Genomic DNA, 24273 nt, shown 5'->3' with positions numbered 1-24273 from the left:
CCAGCGCCTCAACCTCATCTCACCTTAAGCCGCGCCGGCCAGTTGGCCCAGCAGTTTGATCACAAACCAGGCGACTACCGCAATCACCACCGGCAAAATGTACAGCGGGAAGTATTGCAGCAAAATGGTGTGGTGCGGCAACGTGATACGTTCTTCCAACTGCGCGCGGGTGTGCCCCTCGCTGCCCTTGGCCTGTTCGAGGATCATCTGGTCTTCCAGGCCTTCGCGAATAAACTTCACCTGACGCGACATGCGCGCACCTGAAGCCTGTAGAGCCAGCCCGACGAAAATCAGAATATAAATCACGATAAACATGAAATTAGCGCCGCTGAACAGGCTTTTTTCTACGTCAGGAACCGGCGAGTTATACCAGAAGATATTCAGGAACGGCGTATTGAAGCGCACCATATCGACCATCACGTGGACAAAATCCAGCATTACCGCATTGATGCCTTTAGTCTTTTCGCTGTGCTGATAAACAAACATCAACATTGAGATCAGCGTCGACAGTAACGCAGGGATAAAAACCACCCAGCCAAGAATACGTTTGATAATGGCGATGCGCCCAGCCTGTTGATACGTCATGTGTTCCCCTTGTAAGCGACGTAACCGTAATTGGCTAAGTCTACCTGTAGTTACTGAAACTCGCCCACCGTTTTCTTCACCGTTACTGTGCTACAAGCGTAGCCGGGATTATCCGAAATCAACAGCTTAACGATGACCGCGCGTTACCATTAAATAGTTATATAGTTAAATCAATCCGTTTAAACAGGAGCCGCCATGATTCGGCTGATTATCTTATTGCTGGGCGCACAGGCGCTGCACGGCCAGCGCCGTCTGCTGATGCTGTTCGGCTGGTTGTGGATCTGCGTGGGCGTACTGATGCTGTTTGATGTGTTGCAAGATGGTCGTTCGGTGCTGGCGTTAGATGCCTTGGCGGTAATACTGGCGCTGGAGGGGCTGGTGGCGATATCCGCCGCGTTGGTGATTGGCTCTGCCGCCAGCCGACCGGTGCTGCTGAAAGGGCTGAGCTTCTTGTTTATGGCCTTTTTGATACTGGACGTGCCCGCAGACGATAACATCGTCGCCACGCTGGTGTTTGGCAGCGCACTGCTGCTTGACGGTGCGGTACGTATCGCCTCCTCCACGGTGATCCAGCACAGCCGATGGAAACCGGTAGCGCTGGCCGGCAGCGGCGAAATTCTGCTGTCGCTGATGATTTTCGTCGGCTGGCCGGTGCCGCACCGGATGACGGTACCCTTTTGCCTTGGCGTAATGATCCTGCTTTCCGGTTGGGCGCTGCTGCGTATTGCTCGGCGACTGGAAAGCTTTTCGCTGAATCAGAATCAGGGTCAGCCCGAATCACAATGGACGCATGATATCACCCCGCTCAACGTGTACGTCTGGACGCCAATAGGTTCGGCAAAGGACGCGCGCCGACGTTATATCGTCGACCGCTACATCGCTGCGGTAGACGGCGGCGGTAATATTTCCACCGGTCATGCCGCTCTGGCGCTCGAGCCGGATCTGTATATTAGCCACTATCCGCTTAACGATATCAGCCACTCCGCACAGGATTTTCGCCAGTTGCTGCATTCCGGCGAGCAAAACAACGTCGACGGCCGTTTTCTGCCGGGCCTGCCACAAGAGGTGGCGGCCTGGTGCCCACCGGACAAAAAAATCCAGTTTCACCGCTATAACCCGACGGCGCTGCGCACTTTCTGGCAGCACTATCAGCAGGACACCACCTACAACCTGACCCGTCGCAACTGTTCCACCACGGTGATTCGGGCACTCGACAGCGCGCTGGAGGGCGTTCTGGGCGATAAACATTTGTGGCGCCGTTTTCTGTTGCTGGTGCTCGATCCCAACCTGTGGATGCTGGCGGTGCTGCGCAGCCGTGGCGAAAGCATGACCTGGACGCCAGGATTGGTGCTGGACTATGCGCGCATGCTACAGCAGGTTACCGAGCGCCAACATCAGCGTTGGTGGTTAAAACTGCGGGAAATGTGGCGTATCCTGCGCTTTGGCCGGGCTCAGCCCGGCAGGCAAAAGTTTTAGTCTCGCCGTCAGCGATGATAAAGTGTTGGCCACATTCACCGGCGCCGGCAAGGAGTTAACCGCTAATGGCCTATTCGCAACGCATTGAAACCGCTATTTTTGATATGGATGGTTTATTGATCGATTCAGAACCCCTGTGGCTACAGGCGGAACTGGATATCTTTGGCGCACTGGGGCTGGATTTGTCTGACCGCCACAAGCTACCGGATACCCTGGGTCTGCGCATCGATCTGGTGGTGAAAATGTGGTACCAGGCCATGCCGTGGCAAGGGGTTTCGCAGGAAGAAGTCTCCGCGCGGATCATCGAACGCGCCATAGAACTGGTACGTGAAAAACAGCCGCTGTTGCCGGGCGTGCAGCAGGCGCTGGAGCTGTGCCGCAGTCTGGATCTGAATATCGGCCTGGCCTCAGCTTCGCCGCTGCACATGCAGCAACAGGTTCTGCAGATGTTTGGCCTTGAAGGCTACTTTGACCAATTGGTTTCCGCCGAATATCTGCCTTACAGCAAGCCGCACCCCGAAGTGTATCTGATTGCCGCCGAACGCCTCGGCAGTGATCCACTGCGCTGTATCACTTTAGAAGATTCATTCAACGGCATGATTGCCACCAAGGCCGCCAGAATGCGTTCGATCGTTATCCCGGCGCACGAGTATCGCAACGATGCGCGCTGGGCATTGGCCGACCATAAGCTCGAAACGCTGGAACAGCTGACACCTGAGCACCTGGCCTAATCTTCACGGCATCGGTCTGCTCCCGGTGCCGTTACTCATCCCCTTTAAGCCCCCATCAGCGCTTGATTTCAAAATAACGCACTGCGTCATAAAATAAATAAAACGTTATTTCATTTATATTGAGTTAGCCTGCCGCTCTCTCTATGCTAGGGCAATAAGAAAGCGCCGGGCGATCGGCACAGGCTGTCACTGCCACGCAACCTCACCCTGTCACCCGGTGCTTTCCCCCATTTTTTCAACAGGCCCTCTCAAAACGCACAACGATTAACCGCTTACGATAACAAGCCGTTGTAAAACCGTATAAAATAAACAATTGGTTACAGGGTAACTGCTTCCACTACTGTTAATTTTCCCATATACTGGATAAATTAACAGTTTATCAGCCGGAACTGCAGTATGACCGCGGAAGGACATCTTATTTTCTCTGTCGCTTGCGCGATTTTCGCCAAGAAGGCTGAGGTGACACCATCGCTTGCTACCGGCGACTGGTGGCATATTATCCCCGCCGCTCTGCTGACTTCGTTGCTGCCTGATATCGATCACCCCAAATCGGTGTTAGGCCAGCGCCTGCGCTGGATCGCCATTCCTATTTCACGCGCCTTCGGCCATCGCGGTTTTACCCATAGCCTGCTGGCGATCGCCGGTGGCATGGCACTGTTCCAGCTTGACGTGCCACGCAGTTGGCCGATCCCGCCGGATGTCCTGCACGCGATGATTATCGGTTACTTCAGCCACCTGTTGGCAGATATGCTCACCCCCGCAGGCGTACCCTTGCTTTGGCCCTGTCGCTGGCGTTTTCGCCTGCCGCTGCTAAATTCTCAGAAAGGCAACCAACTCGAGCGCGCCCTGTGCCTGTGTCTGGTGGCTTTTGCTATCTACTGGCAAGGCGGTTGCACCATTCCTGTGCAGTCCTATTTTGAACAAATAAAAAATATCAGACTGTGATCACAAAAAAATGGCCATTTAATATCCGTAAAGATTATTAATTAAACAAAATCACCAATAAAGTTATATAAAATTCCATTTGGATATAAGTGAGCCGTTACGCAAACTGTTACGATATTTAGTATCGCTACGCCTTGGTGCATAGCCATTTTTATATAATAAAAAATTATTGGAGACATTGGGGATGAATCTTCCGCTGGTTATTAACGTGGTGATTTTTGTCGCCCTCCTTTTGCTGTTGGCGCAAAGCCGTCATAAGCAATGGAGCCTGGCGAAAAAAGTACTGGTCGGCCTGGTCATGGGCGTGGTGTTCGGTCTGGCGCTGCAACTGGTGTACGGCTCGGACAACCCGGTACTGAAAGAATCCATCAGTTGGTTCAACATTGTCGGCAACGGCTATGTGCAACTGCTGCAAATGATTGTGATGCCGCTGGTGTTCGCCTCAATTCTGAGCGCGGTCGCCAAGCTGCACAACGCCTCTTCTCTGGGGAAAATCAGCTTCCTGACAATTGGCACCCTGCTGTTCACCACGCTGATTTCGGCGCTGGTGGGCGTGCTGGTGACCAACCTGTTTGGTCTGACCGCCGAGGGTCTGGTGCAAGGGGCGCAAGAAAGCGCGCGTCTGTCAGCGATCCAAAGCAACTACGTCGGTAAACTGGCCGACCTGACCGTACCGCAGATGGTGCTGTCCTTTATTCCTAAAAACCCGTTTGCCGATCTGACCGGGGCCAGCCCAACCTCAATCATCAGCGTGGTGATCTTCGCGACCTTCCTCGGCGTGGCGTCGCTGCAGTTGCTGAAAGACGACAAGCCTAAAGGCGAACGCGTGCTGGTGGCGATCGATACCCTGCAGGCCTGGGTAATGAAGCTGGTGCGTCTGGTGATGAAACTGACTCCGTACGGCGTACTGGCACTGATGACCAAAGTGGTCGCCGGCTCTAACGTCCACGACATCATCAAACTGGGTAGCTTCGTCGTCGCCTCCTATCTGGGTCTGGCGATCATGTTTGCCGTGCACGCCGCCCTGCTGGCCTTCACCGGCGTTAATCCGTTGAAGTTCTTCCGCAAAGTATGGCCGGTGATCACCTTCGCCTTTACCAGTCGCTCCAGCGCCGCCAGCATTCCACTGAACGTGGAAGCGCAGACCCGCCGTTTGGGCGTACCTGAATCCATCGCCAGCTTCTCGGCCTCGTTCGGTGCCACTATCGGCCAGAACGGCTGTGCCGGTCTCTACCCGGCCATGTTGGCGGTAATGGTAGCCCCAACCGTCGGTATTAATCCGCTGGACCCGGTGTGGATCGCCACCCTGGTCGGTATCGTCACCATCAGCTCTGCCGGCGTTGCCGGTGTCGGTGGCGGTGCGACTTTCGCCGCGCTGATCGTGCTACCGGCGATGGGCCTGCCAGTTACGCTGGTTGCGCTGCTGATCTCGGTTGAACCGCTGATCGACATGGGCCGTACCGCACTGAACGTCAACGGCTCTATGGCTGCCGGTACCATCACCAGTCAGTTGATGAAGCAAACCGACAAGTCCATTATGGACAGCGAAGACGAAGTGGAACTGGCTCACCAGTAAATTTCGTCGGCATTAAAAAACCGGGGCTGAAGCAGGCCCCGGTTTTTTTACGTCTGAAAAACCGCTAAATCTAAAATAAAAAAAGCGCTGCCCATAACTGGCAACGCCATGAATTATTCGAACCCGCGGGATCAGAATGGGTAGTGGTGATAACCCATTTGCTCGGAAATGTTGCGGGCGGCGGTATGCAGACGTTTGACGTAATCGGCTTTGGCTTCTTCCGAGTAACGAATGGACGGGAACGAAATACTCAGGCCGGCGGTTACCACGCCAAAACGGTCAAACACCGGCACCGCAATGCAGCGCAACCCTTCTTCCTGCTCTTCGATGTCTTCACCCACCCCCTGCTCACGCACCTGCTCCAGTTGCGACATCAAGGCCGCGGCATCGGTCAGGGTGTTCGGGGTGCTGCGGGTAAACTCAATTTTTGACAGGATTTGCGCCACTTCAGCCCAGTCGCGCCAGGCTAACAGCACTTTACCGATCGCCGTACTGTGCAGCGGGTTGCGACGACCAATACGCGAATACATACGCAGGTTATACATCGCATCGATTTTATGGATATAGACAATACTGTCCTCATCCAGCGCCCCGAGATGAATAGCTTCGCGGGTGTGGCTCGACAGTTCGCGCATCTGGATATCGGCGCTGCGGATCAGATCGACGCTTTGCAGTGACTTGGCCCCCAGTTCAAACAGCTTGAGCGTGAGCGCGTATTTTTCCGACTCCCCCTCCTGCGAAACATAGCCCAATGACTTCATGGTCTGCAGAAAACGGTAGACGGTGCTCTTGGACATCATCACCCGCTGGGAAAGTTCAGTAATGCCAATTTCGCGTTCCTCACCCAGCGCCTGCAGGATACCGAATACCTTCAGTACGGATGAAACTGCATCCGGTTGTTTATCTGAGTCTGCGTTAACCATAGTCAATATCCTATCGGGCATTTTCTGTTTTAAGAAATTTGAACAAGGGTTTCAGTATACGCGGTACCCCGGAAAGCACGCAATCTGCCCTGGGGATAAATGCCTGAGAAGGAAAGAATTGAGCGCCCAGCTCTCATCGGTTATTACAATTGAGCGGGAATCTGTGGATGCAATCGCAGACGAATATGATTAGCATGGTAATACTCCCCCGAATTAATACCTTCGAGATCAACATGCGTTCTTGTACTGACGGCCTGCCCGTCCCACAACGCTATGGGGCTATCCTCGCCATTGCCCTGGGCATCACCGTTTCGGTACTCGATGGCGCGATTGCCAACGTGGCACTACCGACCATCGCGCGCGATCTGAATGCCAGCCCGGCCAGTTCCATCTGGGTGGTGAACGCCTACCAGTTGGCGATCACCATTTCACTACTGTCGTTGGCCTCACTCGGCGACCTGATTGGCTATCGTCGCATCTATCAGGCAGGCCTGTTGGTGTTCAGCATTACTTCGCTGTTCTGCGCCCTGTCAGACTCGCTGACGACGCTGACCATTGCCCGCGTGCTGCAGGGCTTTGGTGCCGCCGCCATCATGAGCGTCAACACGGCGTTAATCCGCATTATCTATCCGCAGCGGTTTCTCGGGCGCGGTATGGGCATCAACTCGCTGATTGTCGCCTTCTCCTCGGCGGCCGGGCCTACGGTTGCGGCGGCTATCCTGTCGGTGGCTTCCTGGCAATGGCTGTTCGCGATTAACCTGCCGATTGGTATCGTCGCGTTGCTGCTGGGGATGAAGTACCTGCCCGGCAATAGCCAAAAAAGTACTAATCAGCGCTTTGATCCGACCAGTGCGGTGATGAATGCCCTGACCTTCGGGCTGCTGATCACCGCCATCAGCGGCTTTGCCCAGGGCCAGAGCCTGACGCTGATATTCAGCGAAATCGCCGCGCTGCTGGTGATTGGCTTCTTCTTTGTTCGCCGACAGCTGCGTCAGGAGTTCCCACTGCTGCCGGTGGACCTGCTGCGCATCCCGATTTTCGCCCTGTCGATGGGCACCTCGGTTTGTTCATTCACCGCGCAGATGCTGGCGATGGTATCATTGCCGTTCTTTCTGCAAAGCGCGCTGGGCCGCGACGAGGTCGCCACCGGGTTGCTGCTGACGCCATGGCCTTTGGCGATAATCGTCATGGCACCGCTTGCCGGACGCCTGGTGGAGCGCATTCATGCCGGATTGTTAGGCTGTATCGGTCTGGCGGTGTTTGCCCTGGGCCTGTTTTTGTTGGCGCTGCTGCCGCAAAACCCTTCAGACCTGGATATCATCTGGCGTATGGTGCTGTGCGGTGCCGGTTTTGGGCTGTTTCAGTCACCGAATAACCACACCATTATTTGCGCCGCCCCGCGCAACCGCAGCGGAGGTGCCAGCGGCATGCTGGGCACCGCCCGGCTGTTGGGACAGACCTCGGGAGCCGCGCTGGTGGCGTTAATGTTCAACCTGTTCCCCACCTCCGGCACTCATGCCTCATTGATTCTGGCCGGTACCTTCGCCACACTGGCGGCAGCGGTCAGCAGCCTGCGTATTACCCAGCCGCGCTCGCAGCCGGAGCCAAGCAGTCAGCAAGCCAAATAGCGGACATAAAAAAACCCCGGCGAGCCGGGGTTTTTTACTTTCTGAAGGTTACTTCAGGTACTGACCTGAACGCAGCGCTTCGATACGTTTATCGAGCGGCGGGTGCGACATGAACAGTTCGCTGAACGACTTGGATTTGCCGTTGATGCAGAACGCCATCATGTTGCCCGCTTCCTGCGGTTCATAACTGGTTTTCAGCCGTTGCAGCGCCGCGATCATCTTCTCGCGGCCCACCAGTTTGGCGGAACCTGCGTCGGCGTAGAACTCACGGTGACGCGAGAACCACATGGTGATAATGCTGGCCAGGATGCCGAATACCAGCTCCAGAACCATCGACACGCCGAAGTAGATCATCGGGTTGCCGTTGCCTTCCCCTTCGCCGTCACGGTTGCCCAGGAAGCCGGCGGCCGCCTGTGCGATCAGTCGTGAGATGAAGATCACGAAGGTGTTCACGATGCCCTGGATCAGCGTCATGGTGACCATGTCGCCATTGGCAACGTGGCTGATTTCGTGGGCAATAACCGCTTCCGCTTCATCACGGCTCATGCTTTGCAGCAGGCCGGTGCTGACGGCGACCAGTGACGCATTACGGCGCGCACCGGTGGCGAAGGCGTTAATGTCTGGTGCGTGATAAATAGCCACCTGCGGCATGGCAATGCCTGCCTGCTGCGACTGACGGCGTACCGTTTCCAGCAGCCAGTTTTCGGTCTCGTTACGCGGTTGTTCAATCACTTCCCCGCCGACGGAGCGCAGCGCCATCCATTTGGACATCAGCAGTGAAACAAACGAGCCGCCGAAGCCGAACAGACCGGCCATGATCATCAGGCCCTGAACGCTACTGGATTGGATTCCTGTCAGGCTGAGCACCAGCCCGAAAACCAACATCACCGCCAGGTTGGTGAGCAGGAACAGAGCTATACGCATCATAAAATGTTTACTTCCTCATAAATGTTAACAAAACGCTGCCTCGGATACCCTAGATGGTATGGGCATTCGTCACAGTTTCAAGAGTTGCACGCCATTAACCTACTAAAAATACGAAACTTTACAAAAACGGCGCTCAAGCAATACTTTTCAAATTGTAAACGATTGTTGCGCAAAACGGTGGGAATTTTTTTGCGTAAAAATAACTGTGTGGGTTATTCAATACCGCCAGAAGCGCCCATTAAAAAACGCACCCGAAGGTGCGCTTTTCATTTACTGAGACTCTACTGAGACTCGGCTGCGTTATTTCGCCGCCGCCGGCTGCGCCTGATCAAGGTGCGCCAGATCCAGTGCGATGTGCACGGTTTCATCCAGATATGGGTCAGGTTCCTGGTAATCCTTCGGCAAATCTTCCAGGGCCTTCAGCGGCTTTTTACCGGCGCGCTGCAGGCGATCATTAACACGTTGCAGACGGGTAGCGTCATCATCGTGGTTCTCTTTCTCGCGCTGAACCAGGTTGAGAGAGACGATGTTACGCTTGTCCTTCAGCGCCTTGTAATGAGCGATATCCTGCGCGATGTACTGGAACTCGGGATCCTTGGCGATACGCTGCTCATGATCCTTCAGCAGTTCAGGCTCAAACGGCTTCATGTCACCGGTTTTGGTGTAGGTCGCCGCATTGATGCTGTCCCACGGCATAGCGTTATCTTCAAACGCTTCACCGGTTTCCGCCGGATCAATGCCGCTCGGCATCAGGATATCCGGGGTAACCCCCTTACGTTGGGTACTGCCGCCGTTAACGCGGTAGAACTTCTGTATGGTGTATTGCACCGACCCCAACGCCGGCCACTCCGGACGCAGCATCTGATCGTAAATGCGGTTCAGCGAGCGATACTGCTGCACGGTGCCTTTCCCGAAGGTCGGTTCACCGACGATCAGCGCGCGACCATAGTCCTGCATTGCCGCGGCGAAGATCTCCGAAGCCGAGGCGCTGAAACGGTCAACCAGTACCACCAGCGGCCCCTTGTAATAGGTCACGCCGTCGGTGTCCGCGTCTTCACGCACTTTACCGTTGTTGTCACGTACCTGCACTACCGGGCCGCTCGGAATGAACAGACCGGACAGCGAAACCGCTTCGGTCAGTGCGCCGCCGCCGTTAGTGCGCAGGTCGATGATCAGGCTCTTGACGTTCTGCTTGGCCATCTTCTGCAACTGAACTTTCACGTCATCGGTCAGGCCCACGTAGAAGCCCGGAATGTCCATCACCGCGACTTTCTCTTTGCCGACGGTCTTGATGGTCATTTTCACCGCGCGGTCTTCCAGACGGATACGCTCACGGGTCAAGGTGACCACTCGGGTTTTAGTGCCCTTGCCGGCCGGCAGGATCTCCAGGCGCACCTTGCTGCCCTTCGGCCCTTTAATCAGGGAAACCACGTCGTCCAGACGCCAGCCGATCACATCGACCACAGGCTTGCCCGCCTGGCCAACGCCGACAATACGGTCACCCACGGTGATCGCCTTGCTCTTCGCCGCCGGGCCACCTGGCACCATGGAGTTGATCAGGGTGTAATCGTCATCCATCTGCAACACCGCACCGATACCTTCCAGTGACAGGCTCATCTCGGTATTGAACTGTTCGGTATTGCGTGGGGAGAGATAGTTGGTATGCGGGTCGATTTCATGCGCAAAGGCATTCATCGCCAACTGGAAAACGTCTTCGCTGTTGCTTTGCGTCAGGCGCTTGATGGCAAACTGATAGCGCTTGGTCAGCGTTTCACGAATTTCCTTGTCGGTCTTGCCGGTCAGCTTGAGGTTCAGCTCGTCATATTTGACTTTCGCATTCCACAGCGCGTCCAGTTCGGCCTTGTCTTTCGGCCACGGCGCTTTGCTGCGGTCGAGATCAATAGTGTCGTTGCCGGTGAAGCTCATTGGCTTTTCCAGCAGCGACAATGCATAGGTGTAACGCTCAAAACGGCGTTTCTGCGCCAGATTGTACAGCGCGTATGGCGTATCCAGCTTACCGTTTTTCAGTTCTTCGCCCAGCTGATTGCGCTTGTTGGCGAATTGCGCCACGTCGGAGGCCAGCAGCACGTTATGGCTGTAGTCCAGCATATTCAGGTAACGATCGAAGATCTTGCCTGAAAAGTCCGCGTCGAGGCTAAACTGACGGTAATGAGAGCGAGTGAAGCGCGAAGTTACGCGCTCACTCACAGTTGCATGTTGCGGTTCCTGCTGCAGCTGAGGCAGTTGATCGATGCGGATGTTGGCTGGTTCCGCTCCGTAACTGACACCCGCCCACAACAGACCCGCGACTGCTGTTAATCTGACAAATTTGTTCATGCCTTGGTTGGCCTCCGTATCAGAACTGCAAGTGTTCTGCGCGCACAATCATCGCCAGACCGGAAGAGAGCTGCACACGTACGCCATCTTTGGCGATTTCAAGTACGGTTGCATCCATCGCACTCTGGCCTGCTCTGACTTTGATTTCCTGGCCAATTTGCAGTTTAGAGATATCCGTGACTGGCACACGACGCTGCTGGCTTTCCTCTTTGACTTCACGAGGTTGGCGAGCGGGCTGTGGGCGAGTTTGTGGGCGCGGCTTGCGGTTCTCCGGAGCGGCTCCGCCTTCGCGACGTGCAGCAGGTTTTTTACCGGCTGGACGTGGACGACGAGGTTCCGCAGCGGCTGATTCACCGGCAGCTTCACGTTTTTTGGCGTTTTGCTCGGCACGCTGTGCCTGAACTCGCGCTTTGGCTTCTTCAAGCTGTTGACGGGCATGATCGACATGCTGCTGTTCCAGCTCACCGCACGGGTTGCCGTCCAAATCAACGCGCTGTGCGCCAACTTTGACGCCGTACAGGTAACGCCAGCTTGAGGTGTACAGGCGCAGTGCAGAACGCAATTGCGTTTTGCTTAGGTTTTCTTCCCCCTGAACACGCTCGACCAGATCCTGAAAAATACCGATTTTCAACGGGCGAGCTTCGCCCTCGGCGCTAAAGCAGAGCGGAAAACGCTCGGCAAGAAAAGCAATGACTTCTTTACTAGAGTTCAACTTAGGTTGATTTTCCATGAAATTTCCTGATTACAACGGGTTTGCCAACCAGCGCAGGCATGAACAGGCGTCATTATAATGACGCCATCGGTAAATGCCACGTTAACCGTAGATCAACTTGCCGTTACAGTGACATATTTCGCACTATCACACTGTTCCAGCTGCGCGCAAAGCCCCGCCACCACTGCTTCCAGGCCCCTTTCGTCCTGTTCGTCGAAACGTTGATAAACTGTGCTGTCGATATCGAGAACGCCGATAATCTGACCGCCAACGTTGAGCGGCAGCACAATTTCTGCATTACTGGCCGCGTCGCAGGCGATATGACCAGGGAACTCATGGACATCACCAACGCGCTGCACGCGATTTTCCGCCACGGCGCTGCCACATACGCCTTTGCCTACCGGAATGCGCACACAGGCGATTTTTCCCTGGAACGGACCCAGCACCAGTTGGGTGCCATCCATCAGGTAAAATCCAACCCAGTTCACGTCGTCAAGGCGCTCGTTGATCAGCGCACTGGCGTTGGACAACGCGGCGATAAAGTTGGTTTCCCCGTCGAGCAGCGCGCACAAATCACGTTTTAATTCCGCGTAGAATTGTTCTTTTGTCATGTGTTAACCATTAATACAGTGAAGAAGGCCACTAGCCCAAGTCTTAAGCCCTATAAAATAAGCATTAAATGCGTATAGCCACAAGGTTAATCATCTGTTGCTTCACAAAACCCTACCGGGCAGGGTATGTTTGCCGCTCAGAAACCCTGTTTTGCCGCCCGGTGCTTGGCCCTATAAGGCACGGACAGATTTATTTTTCAGCTACGCTAATCGATACGGCGAGCTCTGGGGCAGTTTTTTGTCATGATGAAAATACACGCGATCACCGGCCCGCTATCCAAAGCACGCCACCAACGCTGTTGCGAATGCGACCTGCTGTTTGTGTTGCCGCCACTGAGCGGCAAACAGGCGGCCTATTGCCCGCGCTGCGATGCCAAGGTGGTCAGTGGCCGTGACTGGTCGATGACCCGACTGACCGCCATGGCGGTCACCATGCTGCTGTTGATGCCCTTCGCTTTCAGCCAGCCGCTGATCAGCATCCGCCTGCTGGGGGTGCGCATTGACGCCAGCCTGCTGGAAGGCATCTGGCAGATGAGCCACCAGGGGGACCCTCTCACCGCCAGCATGGTGGCGTTTTGCACTATTGGCGCCCCGCTGACGCTGGCGTTGTCGCTGCTTTACCTGCGTTTCGGCCACGCACTGGGCATGAACCTGCGCCCGGTGCTGCTGATGCTCGATCGCTTGAAAGAGTGGGTGATGCTCGATATTTACCTGATCGGCATGGCGGTGGCGACAATCAAGGTAAAAGAATACGCCGATATCCAGGCCGGCAGTGCGCTGATCGCTTACCTGGCGCTCACCCTGCTCAGCATCCTGACGCTGATCCACGTCAATCTGGAACAGCTGTGGGAGCGCTATTATCCGCAGGAACAGCCGAAAGGCCTGCCAACGGCACTGCATATCTGCCTGTCCTGCCATTTCACCGGTTACCCAGACCAGCGTGGGCGTTGTCCACGATGCCACATTCCGATGTGCCATCGGCAGCCCTACAGCCTGCAAAAAACCTGGGCGGCGCTGATTGCAGCGATGATTTTACTGATCCCGGCCAACCTGATGCCGATCTCCATCATTTACGCCAATGGCGCACGAATGGAAGACACCATCTTCTCCGGAGTGGTCTCACTGGCGACCTCCGGCAATGTACCGATCGCCGCCATCGTGTTCATTGCCAGCGTACTGGTGCCCTTTACCAAGGTCATCGTGCTGATCACCTTGCTGCTGAGTATTCATTTCAAGACCTCGCACAGCCTGAGAACGCGTATTCGCCTGCTGCGCCTGGTCACCTGGATCGGCCGTTGGTCAATGCTCGATCTGTTTGTTATTGCTTTAATGATGTCGCTGGTGAATCGCGACCAATTGTTATCTTTTACTATGGGGCCGGCAGCCTTTTATTTTGGGTCTGCGGTTATTTTAACTATTCTTGCCGTAGAGTGGCTGGATAGCCGATTGATTTGGGATGCACATGCAACAGGAAACGCCGAATACACCGACTGAAGCGCGGGTCAAAAACAAGCGCCGTATTTCGCCATTCTGGTTACTGCCGTTTATTGCCCTGCTGATCGCGGGGTGGCTGGTCTATAACAATTTCCAGGAACGCGGCACCACGGTGACCATTGATTTCCAGTCCGCGGCGGGCATTGTCGCCGGGCGTACTCCGGTACGTTATCAGGGGGTGGAAGTGGGCACCGTACAGAGCATCAGCCTGAGCAAGGATCTGCGCAGTATTGTGGTCGAAGCCAGCATCAAGAGTGACCTGGAAGATTCCCTGCGCGACGGCACCCAGTTTTGGCTGGTCACGCCCAAAGCCTCGCTGGCGGGCGTGTCTGGCCTGGATGCCCTGGTGGGCGGCAACTATATCGGCATGATGCCGGGCACTGGGAAACCTCAGACCCACTTCACCGCGCTCGATACCCAGCCCAAGTATCGGCTGAACACCGGTGAGCTGATGATTCATCTGCACGCTGACGATCTCGGCTCGCTCAACACCGGCTCGCTGGTGTATTACCGCAAGATCCCCGTCGGTAAGGTCTATGACTACACCATCGCCGAAGGCAATAAGGGCGTCACTATCGACGTGCTGATCGACCGCCGCTTTGCCAATCTGGTGAAGGGCAGCAGCCGTTTTTGGAACGTCTCGGGCTTCAAGGGTGATTTCAGCCTGGCGGGCGCCTCGGTGCAGATGGAAAGCCTGGCCGCGCTGGTCAACGGCGCCATTGCCTTTGACTCACCGCTAGATGGTCAGCAGGCCAAGGCCGATCAAAGCTATACCCTGTATCCGGATCTGGCACACAGCCAGCGCGGCGTGAATATTACGCTTGATCTGCCGAGCGGCAATAACCTGAGTGAGAACCGCACGCCGCTGATTTATCAGGGATTACAGGTGGGTACCCTGACCAAACTAACCCTGCAACAGGACAGTAAGGTCACCGGTGAGCTGACCATCGACCCGTCGGTGGTGGATTTAATGCGCAGCGGCACGCGGATTGTCATGCGCAGCCCACGCCTGAGCCTTAACGACGCCAAACTCAGCCAGTTGCTGACCGGCAATACGCTGGAACTGGTACCGGGCGAGGGTGAACCGCAGCAGCATTTCAACGTGCTGGACAGCAGCGAAACCCTGCTGCAACAGCCGGGCGTACTGACCGTAACGCTGAACGCGCCGCAGAGCTACGGCATTGACGTCGGCCAGCCGCTGGTGGTGCATGGCGTTAAGGTCGGTCAGGTGATGAGTCGTGCCCTGACGGACAACGGCGTGGTATTTACCGCCGCCATCGATGCCCAATATCGCCGCCTGCTGCACAAAGACAGCAAGTTCGTGGTCAACAGCCGCGTCGACGTCAAACTGGGCCTGGACGGCATGGAAGTGCTGGGGGCCAGCGCGCAAGAGTGGCTGGACGGCGGCGTGCGCATCATCCCCGGCAGCAAGGGCGAGCCTGTCGGGCAGTATCCGCTGTATGGCAATAGTGAAAAGGCCGAGGCCGGTATTATCGGCAACAGCCCTACGCCAACCCTGACGTTGACCGCCGTCAGCCTGCCGGACGTACAGGCCGGATCGGTGGTGCTGTACCGTAAATTCCAGGTGGGCGAGATTGTTAACGTGCGTCCAAAGGCCAACGAGTTCGAAGTTGATGTTTATATCAGCCCGGAATACCGCAAGCTGCTGACCAGTGAAAGCATTTTCTGGGCCGAAGGCGGGGCCAAGGTGCAATTGAACGGCAGTGGCCTGACGGTGCAGGCTTCACCGCTCAACCGGGCGCTGAAAGGGGCTATCAGTTTCGATAATTTGCAGGGCGTCACGCTGAGCAAAGGCGCCAAACGCATGCTGTACGCCACAGAAACCGCTGCCCGCGCGGTAGGCAGCCAGATAACCCTGAAAACTTACGACGCCAGTAAAGTGTCGGCAGGCATGCCACTGCGTTATCTCGGTATCGATATCGGCCAGGTCGATTCGCTAAAATTGGCGCCAGAGCGTAATGAAGTCCTGGTCAAGGCCGTGCTGTACCCGGAATACGTGCAGACCTTCGCCCGTCTTGGCAGCCGGTTCTCCATAGTATCACCGGAGATTTCCGCCGCCGGGGTCAGCAACCTCGACACCCTGTTGCAGCCCTATATTAACGTGGAGCCAGGCCGTGGACGCGAGCTACGCAGCTTTGAGCTGCAAGAGGCCACGATCACCGACTCGCGCTACCAGGACGGCCTGAGCGTGATCCTCGACGCCGCCGAAACCGGCTCGTTGCAGATTGGGACTCCGGTACTGTTCCGTGGGGTCGAAGTGGGTACCGTGACAGGCTTCTATCTGGGTGCCATGTCCGATCGCATCCACGTCGCGCTGCGTATCAGCAAGAAGTACCAGTATCTGGTGCGTAACAACAGCGTGTTCTGGCTGGCTTCCGGCTACAACCTGCAGTTCGGCCTGACCGGCGGCGTGATCAAGAGTGGGACCTTCCAGCAGTTTATTCGCGGCGGCATTGCTTTTGCCACTCCGCCGAGTATTCCGCTGGCGCCGAAGTCAACGCCGCACAAGCACTTTATGCTGAATGCGGAAGAGCCAAAAGACTGGCGTGAATGGGGCACCGCCATCCCTAAAGAGTAAATTCCTCACCCTCTCAGGGGCTCGGCAATGCCGGGCCCCTACTTTTTTCGGTTTGTGGTAAACTCCCGCCCTTATTTTGATAGCTGCCAGAGAGCTCACCCCGTGGCCAAACCCGCCTGCGTTTTTTTGCCGCCCGCCTTTCTCGAGGCGACGCGCGCCATCATGCCCGCCGACCTGTCGATGGACGATTTCATTGCTGCCTGCCAGCGCCCGCTGCGCCGCAGTCTGCGAGTTAATACGCTAAAAATCAGCGTCACCGACTTTCTGACGCTGGTGCAGGATTATGACTGGCGTCTGGAGCCCATCCCCTGGTGCGCGGAAGGCTTTTGGATCGAACGCGGGGACGAAGAACTGCGGCTGGGCAGCGCTGCTGAACACCTGAGCGGCCTGTTTTACATTCAGGAGGCCAGCTCAATGCTGCCGGTCAGTGCGCTGTTCGCCGGGGCCGAAGCACCAAGCCGGGTACTGGACGTAGCGGCCGCACCAGGATCCAAAACCACCCAGATTGCGGCGCTGATGAACAATCAGGGCGGCATTGTCGCCAATGAATACTCCGCCAGCCGGGTCAAGGTATTGCACGCCAACATCAGCCGCTGTGGCGTGAAGAATGTGGCCCTGACCCATTTTGATGGCCGGGTGTTCGGCGCTGCGTTGCCGGAAAGCTTCGACGCCATCTTGCTCGATGCCCCCTGCTCTGGCGAAGGCGTGGTGCGTAAGGATCCGGACGCCATGAGTAACTGGTCACCGGAAAGCGTGACCGCCATTGCCGACACCCAGCGTGAGCTGATCGACAGTGCCTTCCATGCTCTGGCGCCCGGCGGCGTGATGGTTTACTCCACCTGCACGCTCAACGCGCAGGAAAACCAGCAGATCGTCAACGGGCTGCTGGCGACCTACGGCGACGCGGTCAGCATTGAACCGCTGGGTGACTTGTTCCCCGGTGCTAAACAGGCGTTAACCGCCGAAGGTTTTCTGCATGTGTTCCCGCAAATCTACGATAGCGAAGGCTTCTTCGTGGCGCGGTTGCGCAAGCACCACTCCGTCCCCCCGCTGGCAAAGCCAAGCTATAAGCTGGGCAAATTCCCGTTCACTCCGCTTTCCGCTAAGGATTCGGCCGAGATCGCTCAGGCCGCAGCGGCCTCCGGATTAGCCTGGGATAAAACCAGCCGTCTGTGGGCTCGCGATAAAGAAATCTGGCTGTTCCCTGCCGAACTGGCAGCGCTGGTTAATAAAATTCGCTTCTCGCGTATCGGGCTGAAACTGGCCGAGCGTTTCACCAAAGGCTACCGCTGGCAGCATGAAGCGGTTATCGCGCTGGCGGTTGCCGACGGCAAACAGCGTTTTGAACTGGACGCCACGCTGGCGCAGGAGTGGTTCCACGGCCGTGACCTCTACCCGGAGCCACCGCCGCAGACCGATGAATGTATTGTCACCTACCAGCAACAGCCGCTGGGTATCGCCAAACGCATCGGCAGCCGGATCAAAAACAACCTGCCGCGCGAACTGGTTCGTGACGGCGTGTTGGATTTCCATCAATAATCCCCTGTCACTGGCCGGAAAACTCCGGCCAGTTAATACCGCTAATAATATTCCGACAGGAGAATATTATTATTCTAATCATTTTCCCCTCTGGGTATTCTCGCCCTTTCCATTGAGAAGATAACGACGCCTTTCAAAATAAAGAAAATTTTCAGCCTCCCACCAAGACAATTCCGGGTTCTTACTCTATTAATTAAACTGTAAATACATTAATGCGTTTATCCATTTCCGGATGGCGTTTTTTGGGGCTCACCTTTAACACGGCAAGGAAAAAGACATGAAAAAAATTCTGATGGCATTGACCTCGGCAGCCACCTTGCTGTGCGCGAGTGGTGCAGCCAACGCAGCTGGCACTATTCAGGGTAACCTCGGGGTAACCTTAACCATTGGCGCAGGTTGCGTGGTCGGCGGCGGTAACAGCGCGGGGAGCGCCAACGACTTTGGCTCTATCGACTTCGGTACCTATTCTTCCCTGTCCAACATTATCGACGCCAGCGCAACCGGTTCCGGCGGTGCGGGGACTTTGTCGCTGACCTGTACCACAGGGACCGCCTACACCGTGGCATTAAACAACGGTTTGCATGTAGGTGCCGGTAACCAGCGCCAAATGGCCAGTACGGCGGGTTCCTTTATCAAGTACAACCTCTACCAGGATCAGGCCCGCGCTACCACCTGGTCCAGCGGTGCCAACGCCCTGACCGGCACCGGTACTGGCGCAGCGGTTCCGTTGATTGTCTATGCCCGTGTCCCGGCGGCGGTCACCACGCCCGATCCTGATACCTACAACGATACGGTGACCATGACGGTAACCTGGTAACAGTGCGGCAGGTTGTTTTGGGCTGTGGATTGCTGGCGTTAAGCCTGGCGGTAAATGCCGATAGCAAAACCGCCACTATTGGCGTCAGCGCCACCTTGTTGAAGGCATGCGAAGCCGGCAGCAGTTCGGGTGGCAATGTCAGTTTCGGCTCACTGGACTTCGGTACGGTCTATTTCCTCACCACCAGTGTCAGCGTAGCGGGTCAGCAAAACGCCGGAGCCATTCGCGTCAAATGCAACAATGGCACCAGCTACAATGTCCTGCTTAACGGGGGGCAAAGCGGCAACACCGCTGCCCGCTATCTGAAAAGCGCCGCCGGCCAGCAGGTGAACTACAACCTGTATACCAACAGTTCGCACAGCATCATCTGGGATAACCTGACCGGGGTGTCGCAAACCGCCAACGGTCAGGACAACTGGTTACCGGTGTACGGCATGATCCCGGTGCAATCCACCCCGCCGATCGGCAGCTACACCGATACCGTGCAGGTCACCATCAATTGGTAATGGCAATGCGTATTTTAAGCGGTGGTTTACTGCTCTGGATGATAACGCCACCGGTATTGGGCGACACCGGCGTCAACGATCAGCAAAAGACCCAGGCAATGACCGTCAATGCGACGGTGGTTAAAGGCTGCATCCTGGGTAGCGGCAGCAGCGACGTCACCACTTTCGGCAACCTCAGCTTTGGTCAGGTCTCTTCGTTAGCCAGCAACATCAGCATTGTTTCCAGCTCCGGGGCCGGTTCCGTGCTGTTTCGCTGCAATCCTGGTCTGAGCGTCACGCTGGCGCTTGGCATCGGCAACAACGTCACCGGCTCCATCTCCGCCGGACGCAAATTAAAAAACACCCTGACTCCAGAAACCCTGATTTATCAACTCTATCAGGACAGTAACTATTCCACCATTTGGGGCGATGGCACCAACGGCGGCAGCACCGAGATCGTCGCTGCCACCGGTAGCACCCAGGAAATAAAAGTTTATGCCCGTTTGTTCTCGACCAGTACCCTGCCCACCAGTGGCACTTACAGCGATACGGTCTTACTGACGGTCACTTATTAGTATTTTGAAATAAGGATTTAGCCATGCGTATACCCTTCCGACTGCCATTGACGGCAGCGCTGCTGATTGTCGGCCAACAACAGGCGCTTGCCGCCGCCTCGATCCTGATTTGGCCCATTGACCCGGTAATTGAAGATCAACAGCCTGCTACGGCACTGTGGCTGGAAAACCGCGACACTAAACCCGTCTATATGCAAGTTCGCGTACTCGGCTGGAAACAAACCGCCGGCAAAGACGATTACAGCAACCAGAGCGAAGTGATCGCCAGCCCGCCGGTAGCCTCTATTGCCCCAGGCAAACGCCAACTGATCCGGCTGGTTAAGCAAACCCCGCCGCCTGCCGGCCAGGAGCGTGCCTACCGTATTCTGATTGATGAAGTCCCGGTGAAAGATTCAGGCAACCCATCCGCACCAGATGGCGCACAAATGGGATTGAAATTCCAGATGCGCTATTCGGTACCGCTGTTTGTCAGCGGCAAGGGCGTCTGGACCAAGCAGGATTCAGAGAAGCCGCGCGATTATGCCACCGCCAGTCAACCGCAACTCAGCTACCGGCTGTTGCAGCAAAGCAGCCAGCGCTGGCTGGAAGTACGCAACCAGGGCACGGTGCACGCGCGCATCTCCAAAGTGACGATACAGGGGAAGACGCTCAATGCCGGCCTGATGGGTTACGTGTTACCCGGCTCGCAGATGCGCTTTGCCATACCGGCCTCTGGCAGCTTCAGCAGCGGTCAACTGCAAGCCACGGTCAACGACAATAAACAGCCAATAACCCTGCCTGCTTACTGAGTGTCAGGTGCCGTTAACCAGGATAGCGTCACCCAGGCGTAACGGGTTCGGGCTCAAACCGTTAGCCTTCGCCGTACTCTGCGCAGTGGCCACACCGTGGTCACCGTACGCCTGCGCCGATGATTTACCGCCCCCGCCCAGCGCCATCAGCATGCCGGACACCACTTTGTACCTGGAGCCGGTGGTCAATGGGCGTCAAACCGGAAAAGTAGTACCGGTCAACTACCGAGGCGGCCACTATTACCTTACGCCGCAGCAGTTGCTCGATGCAGGTCTGCCGGTGGCGGATAAACAGGCGAAAGAAATTGCGGTCGACCAATTGGAGAAAGTAGACGTCACCTACAGTGGCGACACTCAGCAGTTGATGATCAACGTCCCCAACGACTGGTTACCCAATCAGAAATTCAACGCTCAAAACCCGCTGGATCGCCTGCCGGCACAAAGCAGCCTCGGTCTGCTGTTCAATTATGATATTTATGCCAGCCAAAGCAGCGCCAACGGCCAGCCGGGCTATCTTTCCGCCTGGAGTGAACAGCGGCTGTTCGACGGCTTTGGCGTGGTGTCCAACACCGGTATTTTCCGCGGCAGCTTTAACGACGGTGCCAACAACAGTGACCAGGGCAACCGCTATATCCGCTACGACAGCCAGTGGCGCTATAACGATGATGAACGCCTGCTCAGCTATACCGCCGGCGATCTCGCCACCGGCGCTCTGACCTGGAGCAGCTCGGTGCGTATCGGCGGCGTCCAGCTGGCACGTAACTTTGCCTCACGCCCGGACCTGATCACCTATCCGCTGCCGCAGTTTTCCGGTCAGGCGGCACTGCCCAGCAGCGTCGATCTGTATATCAACAGCTATAAAAACAGCAGCACCAGCGTTAACCCTGGCCCTTTCACCCTCAATACCGTGCCTTACATTAACGGCGCCGGGCAGGCCACGGTGGTGACTACCGACGCGCTGGGCCGCCAGGTCAGCACCGTGGTGCCGTTTTATGTCGCCAGTAATCTGTTGCAGGCCGGCATGAGCGATTTCAGCCTGTCCAGCGGCGCGTTACGGCGCAATTATGGTATTAATTCAGCGGATTATGGACAGTGGGTGGCCAGTGGCAGCGGGCGTTACGGTGTCACTGACTGGTTAACCCTGGAAGGTCGAGCTGAAGGAGCCGCAGAGTTGGCGGTGGGTGGCGCAGGGGCCAATATTCGTGTTGGCCAGTGGGGGGTGTTCAATGCCTCTTACAGCTACAGTCAGGCCGGCGACAATGCCTTTAACGATTATCAACCTTCGCAGCAGCGCAACTACTACGATCCGCTGACCGGTCAACCCATCCCTCAGCCCGATCCGCAGCCGATCTATCAGTACAGCACCAACCATGGCGATCAGAGCAGCATCGGCTACACCTATAGCAATCGCTATTACAGCCTGAATGCCCAGCGCATTCTGCGCAGTGCGGGTTTTGGCGATATTTCGGTGTATAAAAGTGACTATCGCCTGAGCCGCCGTACCGATCAACTGACCGGCAGTATTGGTCTGAACCGATTCGGTAGCATCGGGGCCGGCTATTTCGATGTACGCGATGCCATTGGCCTGCGCACTCGCCTGGTTAACTTCTCTTACAGCATTTCACTGTGGCGCAATACCAGCCTGTATGCGTCAGTGAACCGCGAAATCGGCAGCAGCGGCTACAGCGCCCAGCTGCAACTGTCTATCCCCTTCGACAGTTGGGGGACCGCCAGCGTCAGCGCCTCTCGTGACAATGAAAACCGCTGGAACCAACGCGTCAGCTACAGCCGCGCCGCGCCGACCGACGGCGGTTTGGGCTGGAACCTGGCCTATGCCGATGGGCAAAGCAGCGAAAGCTACACCCAGGCCGATATCACCTGGCGCACCCGCCTGCTCGAAGCCCGCGGCGGGATGTACGGCAACAGCGATGATTACACCCGCTGGGGTGAAGTGAGTGGTTCGCTGGTGGCGATGCAAGGCGATCTGTACGCCACCAACACCATCAACGATGCTTTTGCATTGATCTCTACCGACGGCTATCCGGACATTCCGGTACGCTATGAGAATCAGTTAATCGGCGTGACCAACGCCAAAGGCTATCTGCTGGTGCCGACCGTCACCTCCTATTACCACGCCAAATTCCAAATCGATCCGCTCAATCTGCCGGCGGACGTGGCGGTTCCCAGCGTGGAGAAAACCGTGGCGATCCGCGATCACAGCGGCTTCCTGGTCGATTTCCCTGTCCAGCAAATCTCCGCCGCCGACATCAAACTGGTCGACGCCCAGGGGAAACCGCTGGCCAACGGCAGCGAAGTCGCGGTTATCGGTAGCAAGCAGCAAAGCTACGTCGGTTGGGATGGCATGGTTTATGTGGATCCGGTGCAACGGCAAAACCGCCTGAGCGTCATTCCGGCCGACGGCAGCGCCCCCTGTCAGGCGCAATTTAGCCTGACCAAAACCCAGGGGATCCAAAGCATCGGCCCCATTGTTTGCCAGTAATTCATGATGGAGAAAAATATGATTAGTGGATCCAAAGCGTTATTACTGGCGCTGCTGCTGCTCATCGGCCGACAGGCGCTGGCCGACTGCACCACCGCCAACGGCAGCGTCACCTTGCCAGGCAGCAGTACTTTCGCGGTTTACAATGGCTCGCTCAGCGCGCAGGGCACTGCCGGACTCAACTGCAGCGGCCTTGGCCTGTCATTGCTGACGCAAAATACCGTGACGGTAAAAATTAACTCCACCACGCACAATATGGCGCTGGCCAATGCCGACGGTTCCGGCGATACCATTCCCTATCTGATTTACCCCGATGCGAATTACCAATATCCCTATAGCGTCGGGCAAACCATCGATTACAGTTCATTGAACCTGTTGACGCTGATCCTTATCTCCCCAAACGTCAACTTTCCGCTGTATATCAAGACCACCGCCGGGGCTAACGTCCGTTCCGGCACCTATACCGATACCGTCAATCTGGTCTGGAACTACCATATTTGCGGCCTGGGTCTGATTGGGTTGTGTATTTGGTGGGATGGCACCAATAAGCCCAGTACCGTAACCATTAGCCTGACGCTCACCAAAGACTGCCTGTTTGGCACCGCGCAAAACGTCAACTTTGGCAGCATGGCGCTGGTCGGGCAGTTTAACCCGGTGAACCAGAGCATCACCCTCACCTGTACCAAAACCGAGGGCTACAACACCTACTTTACCGACGGCAATAACCCGGTGACCGGCTGGCGACGCATGAAAAGCGGCACCAGCAACTATATGCAATACCAAATTTACCTGCCCAACAGCACCACGGTATGGAACAGCACCAACAAGCAAGCCGGGGCGGGTACCGGCTTGGCACAAAGCATTCCTTACCTGGCGCGAATCAACCCGGCGCAAACCGAAGTACCGGTAGGAACCTATCAGGACAACATCAGTTTTGTGGTGGAGTATTAAGCCCGGCCGCTAGCCACGGATTGCCAATGTTGCCAGCTTGTATTTTTTATGTGGCATTTTTTGCTCATTTGACT

At 56.2% G+C, this 24273-nt stretch carries 21 protein-coding genes; 14 read left to right on the top strand and 7 right to left on the bottom strand.

Annotation, left to right across the window (positions count from 1 at the left end; all coding sequences use genetic code 11):
* Positions 1-24: 24 nt before the first annotated feature.
* Complete coding sequence (locus SERS4_RS0111620) at positions 25-585, bottom strand: YniB family protein (RefSeq protein WP_017892618.1); 561 nt, start codon at positions 583-585, stop codon at positions 25-27.
* 195 nt (positions 586-780) lie between these two features.
* On the opposite strand from SERS4_RS0111620, the gene SERS4_RS0111615 reads away from it, so the two are divergent.
* The 4 genes from SERS4_RS0111615 to SERS4_RS0111600 all read left to right on the top strand — a co-directional run bounded on the left by SERS4_RS0111615 (position 781) and on the right by SERS4_RS0111600 (position 5313).
* Positions 781-2061, top strand: coding sequence for an HdeD family acid-resistance protein (locus tag SERS4_RS0111615; protein WP_017892617.1), 1281 nt, complete (start codon positions 781-783; stop codon positions 2059-2061).
* A gap of 65 nt (positions 2062-2126) precedes the next feature.
* Positions 2127-2792 (top strand): hexitol phosphatase HxpB, encoded by a 666-nt coding sequence (gene hxpB, locus SERS4_RS0111610; RefSeq protein ID WP_017892616.1) that lies wholly within the window; start codon positions 2127-2129, stop codon positions 2790-2792.
* 396 nt (positions 2793-3188) lie between these two features.
* Positions 3189-3737, top strand: a complete 549-nt coding sequence (locus tag SERS4_RS0111605) for a metal-dependent hydrolase (RefSeq protein ID WP_012144860.1) — start codon at positions 3189-3191, stop codon at positions 3735-3737.
* 184 nt (positions 3738-3921) lie between these two features.
* Positions 3922-5313: an L-cystine transporter gene (locus SERS4_RS0111600; RefSeq protein WP_012144859.1), complete on the top strand. Its 1392-nt coding sequence runs from the start codon at positions 3922-3924 to the stop codon at positions 5311-5313.
* Positions 5314-5444: 131 nt separating this feature from the next.
* On the opposite strand, the gene kdgR is transcribed toward SERS4_RS0111600, so the two are convergent.
* Positions 5445-6236, bottom strand: coding sequence for a DNA-binding transcriptional regulator KdgR (gene kdgR, locus SERS4_RS0111595; protein ID WP_017892615.1), 792 nt, complete (start codon positions 6234-6236; stop codon positions 5445-5447).
* A 233-nt stretch (positions 6237-6469) separates the two neighbouring features.
* Between kdgR and SERS4_RS0111590 the strand changes: the two genes are divergently transcribed.
* A complete protein-coding gene (locus SERS4_RS0111590) occupies positions 6470-7864 on the top strand; it encodes an MFS transporter (protein WP_017892614.1) in 1395 nt (464 codons plus the stop codon).
* Positions 7865-7912: 48 nt separating this feature from the next.
* Here the strand turns inward: SERS4_RS0111590 and htpX are convergent, their stop codons facing one another.
* From htpX to SERS4_RS0111570, 4 genes are all read right to left on the bottom strand, one after another.
* On the bottom strand, positions 7913-8791 hold the full coding sequence (gene htpX / locus SERS4_RS0111585; protein WP_012144856.1) for a protease HtpX: 879 nt from the start codon (positions 8789-8791) through the stop codon (positions 7913-7915).
* A 300-nt stretch (positions 8792-9091) separates the two neighbouring features.
* Positions 9092-11128 (bottom strand): carboxy terminal-processing peptidase, encoded by a 2037-nt coding sequence (prc, locus tag SERS4_RS0111580; RefSeq protein WP_017892613.1) that lies wholly within the window; start codon positions 11126-11128, stop codon positions 9092-9094.
* Positions 11129-11147: 19 nt separating this feature from the next.
* A complete protein-coding gene (gene proQ / locus SERS4_RS0111575; RefSeq protein ID WP_012144854.1) occupies positions 11148-11858 on the bottom strand; it encodes an RNA chaperone ProQ in 711 nt (236 codons plus the stop codon).
* Positions 11859-11953: 95 nt separating this feature from the next.
* Positions 11954-12451: a GAF domain-containing protein gene (locus SERS4_RS0111570; protein ID WP_012144853.1), complete on the bottom strand. Its 498-nt coding sequence runs from the start codon at positions 12449-12451 to the stop codon at positions 11954-11956.
* 246 nt (positions 12452-12697) lie between these two features.
* Between SERS4_RS0111570 and yebS the strand changes: the two genes are divergently transcribed.
* The 7 genes from yebS to SERS4_RS0111535 all read left to right on the top strand — a co-directional run bounded on the left by yebS (position 12698) and on the right by SERS4_RS0111535 (position 20748).
* Positions 12698-13945 carry a membrane integrity lipid transport subunit YebS gene (yebS, locus tag SERS4_RS0111565; protein ID WP_026142343.1) on the top strand — a complete coding sequence of 416 codons (1248 nt, stop codon included), beginning with the start codon at positions 12698-12700 and terminating at the stop codon, positions 13943-13945.
* Positions 13914-16544, top strand: coding sequence for a PqiB family protein (locus SERS4_RS0111560; protein WP_017892611.1), 2631 nt, complete (start codon positions 13914-13916; stop codon positions 16542-16544). Before yebS ends, SERS4_RS0111560 begins: the two co-directional genes overlap by 32 nt.
* A 102-nt stretch (positions 16545-16646) precedes the next feature.
* Entirely contained in the window at positions 16647-18083 is a 1437-nt protein-coding gene (gene rsmF / locus SERS4_RS0111555) for a 16S rRNA (cytosine(1407)-C(5))-methyltransferase RsmF (RefSeq protein ID WP_026142342.1), read from the top strand.
* A gap of 277 nt (positions 18084-18360) precedes the next feature.
* On the top strand, positions 18361-18900 hold the full coding sequence (locus SERS4_RS0111550; RefSeq protein ID WP_017892609.1) for a spore coat U domain-containing protein: 540 nt from the start codon (positions 18361-18363) through the stop codon (positions 18898-18900).
* A gap of 2 nt (positions 18901-18902) precedes the next feature.
* Positions 18903-19406, top strand: coding sequence for a spore coat U domain-containing protein (locus tag SERS4_RS0111545; protein WP_026142341.1), 504 nt, complete (start codon positions 18903-18905; stop codon positions 19404-19406).
* Between the two features lie 5 nt (positions 19407-19411).
* Positions 19412-19960, top strand: coding sequence for a spore coat U domain-containing protein (locus SERS4_RS0111540; protein ID WP_026142340.1), 549 nt, complete (start codon positions 19412-19414; stop codon positions 19958-19960).
* Between the two features lie 23 nt (positions 19961-19983).
* The gene (locus tag SERS4_RS0111535; protein ID WP_017892607.1) at positions 19984-20748 is read left to right on the top strand and encodes a molecular chaperone; all 765 of its coding nucleotides are present in this window, start codon (positions 19984-19986) and stop codon (positions 20746-20748) included.
* A gap of 3 nt (positions 20749-20751) precedes the next feature.
* Here the strand turns inward: SERS4_RS0111535 and SERS4_RS27160 are convergent, their stop codons facing one another.
* The gene (locus SERS4_RS27160; protein ID WP_017892606.1) at positions 20752-20901 is read right to left on the bottom strand and encodes a hypothetical protein; all 150 of its coding nucleotides are present in this window, start codon (positions 20899-20901) and stop codon (positions 20752-20754) included.
* Here SERS4_RS27160 and SERS4_RS0111530 point away from each other — a divergent pair.
* Complete coding sequence (locus tag SERS4_RS0111530) at positions 20900-23248, top strand: fimbria/pilus outer membrane usher protein (RefSeq protein ID WP_017892605.1); 2349 nt, start codon at positions 20900-20902, stop codon at positions 23246-23248. The two genes, SERS4_RS27160 and SERS4_RS0111530, sit on opposite strands and share 2 nt — an antisense overlap.
* Positions 23249-23266: 18 nt before the next feature.
* Positions 23267-24199 carry a spore coat protein U domain-containing protein gene (locus tag SERS4_RS0111525; RefSeq protein WP_012144845.1) on the top strand — a complete coding sequence of 311 codons (933 nt, stop codon included), beginning with the start codon at positions 23267-23269 and terminating at the stop codon, positions 24197-24199.
* Positions 24200-24273: the final 74 nt, after the last annotated feature.

Origin of the sequence: Serratia sp. S4, from assembly GCF_000347995.1 — a bacterium.
Lineage (GTDB): Bacteria > Pseudomonadota > Gammaproteobacteria > Enterobacterales > Enterobacteriaceae > Serratia > Serratia quinivorans.
Note: the sequence above shows the minus strand (reverse complement) of the source record. Positions and strands in the feature narration are given on the sequence as shown.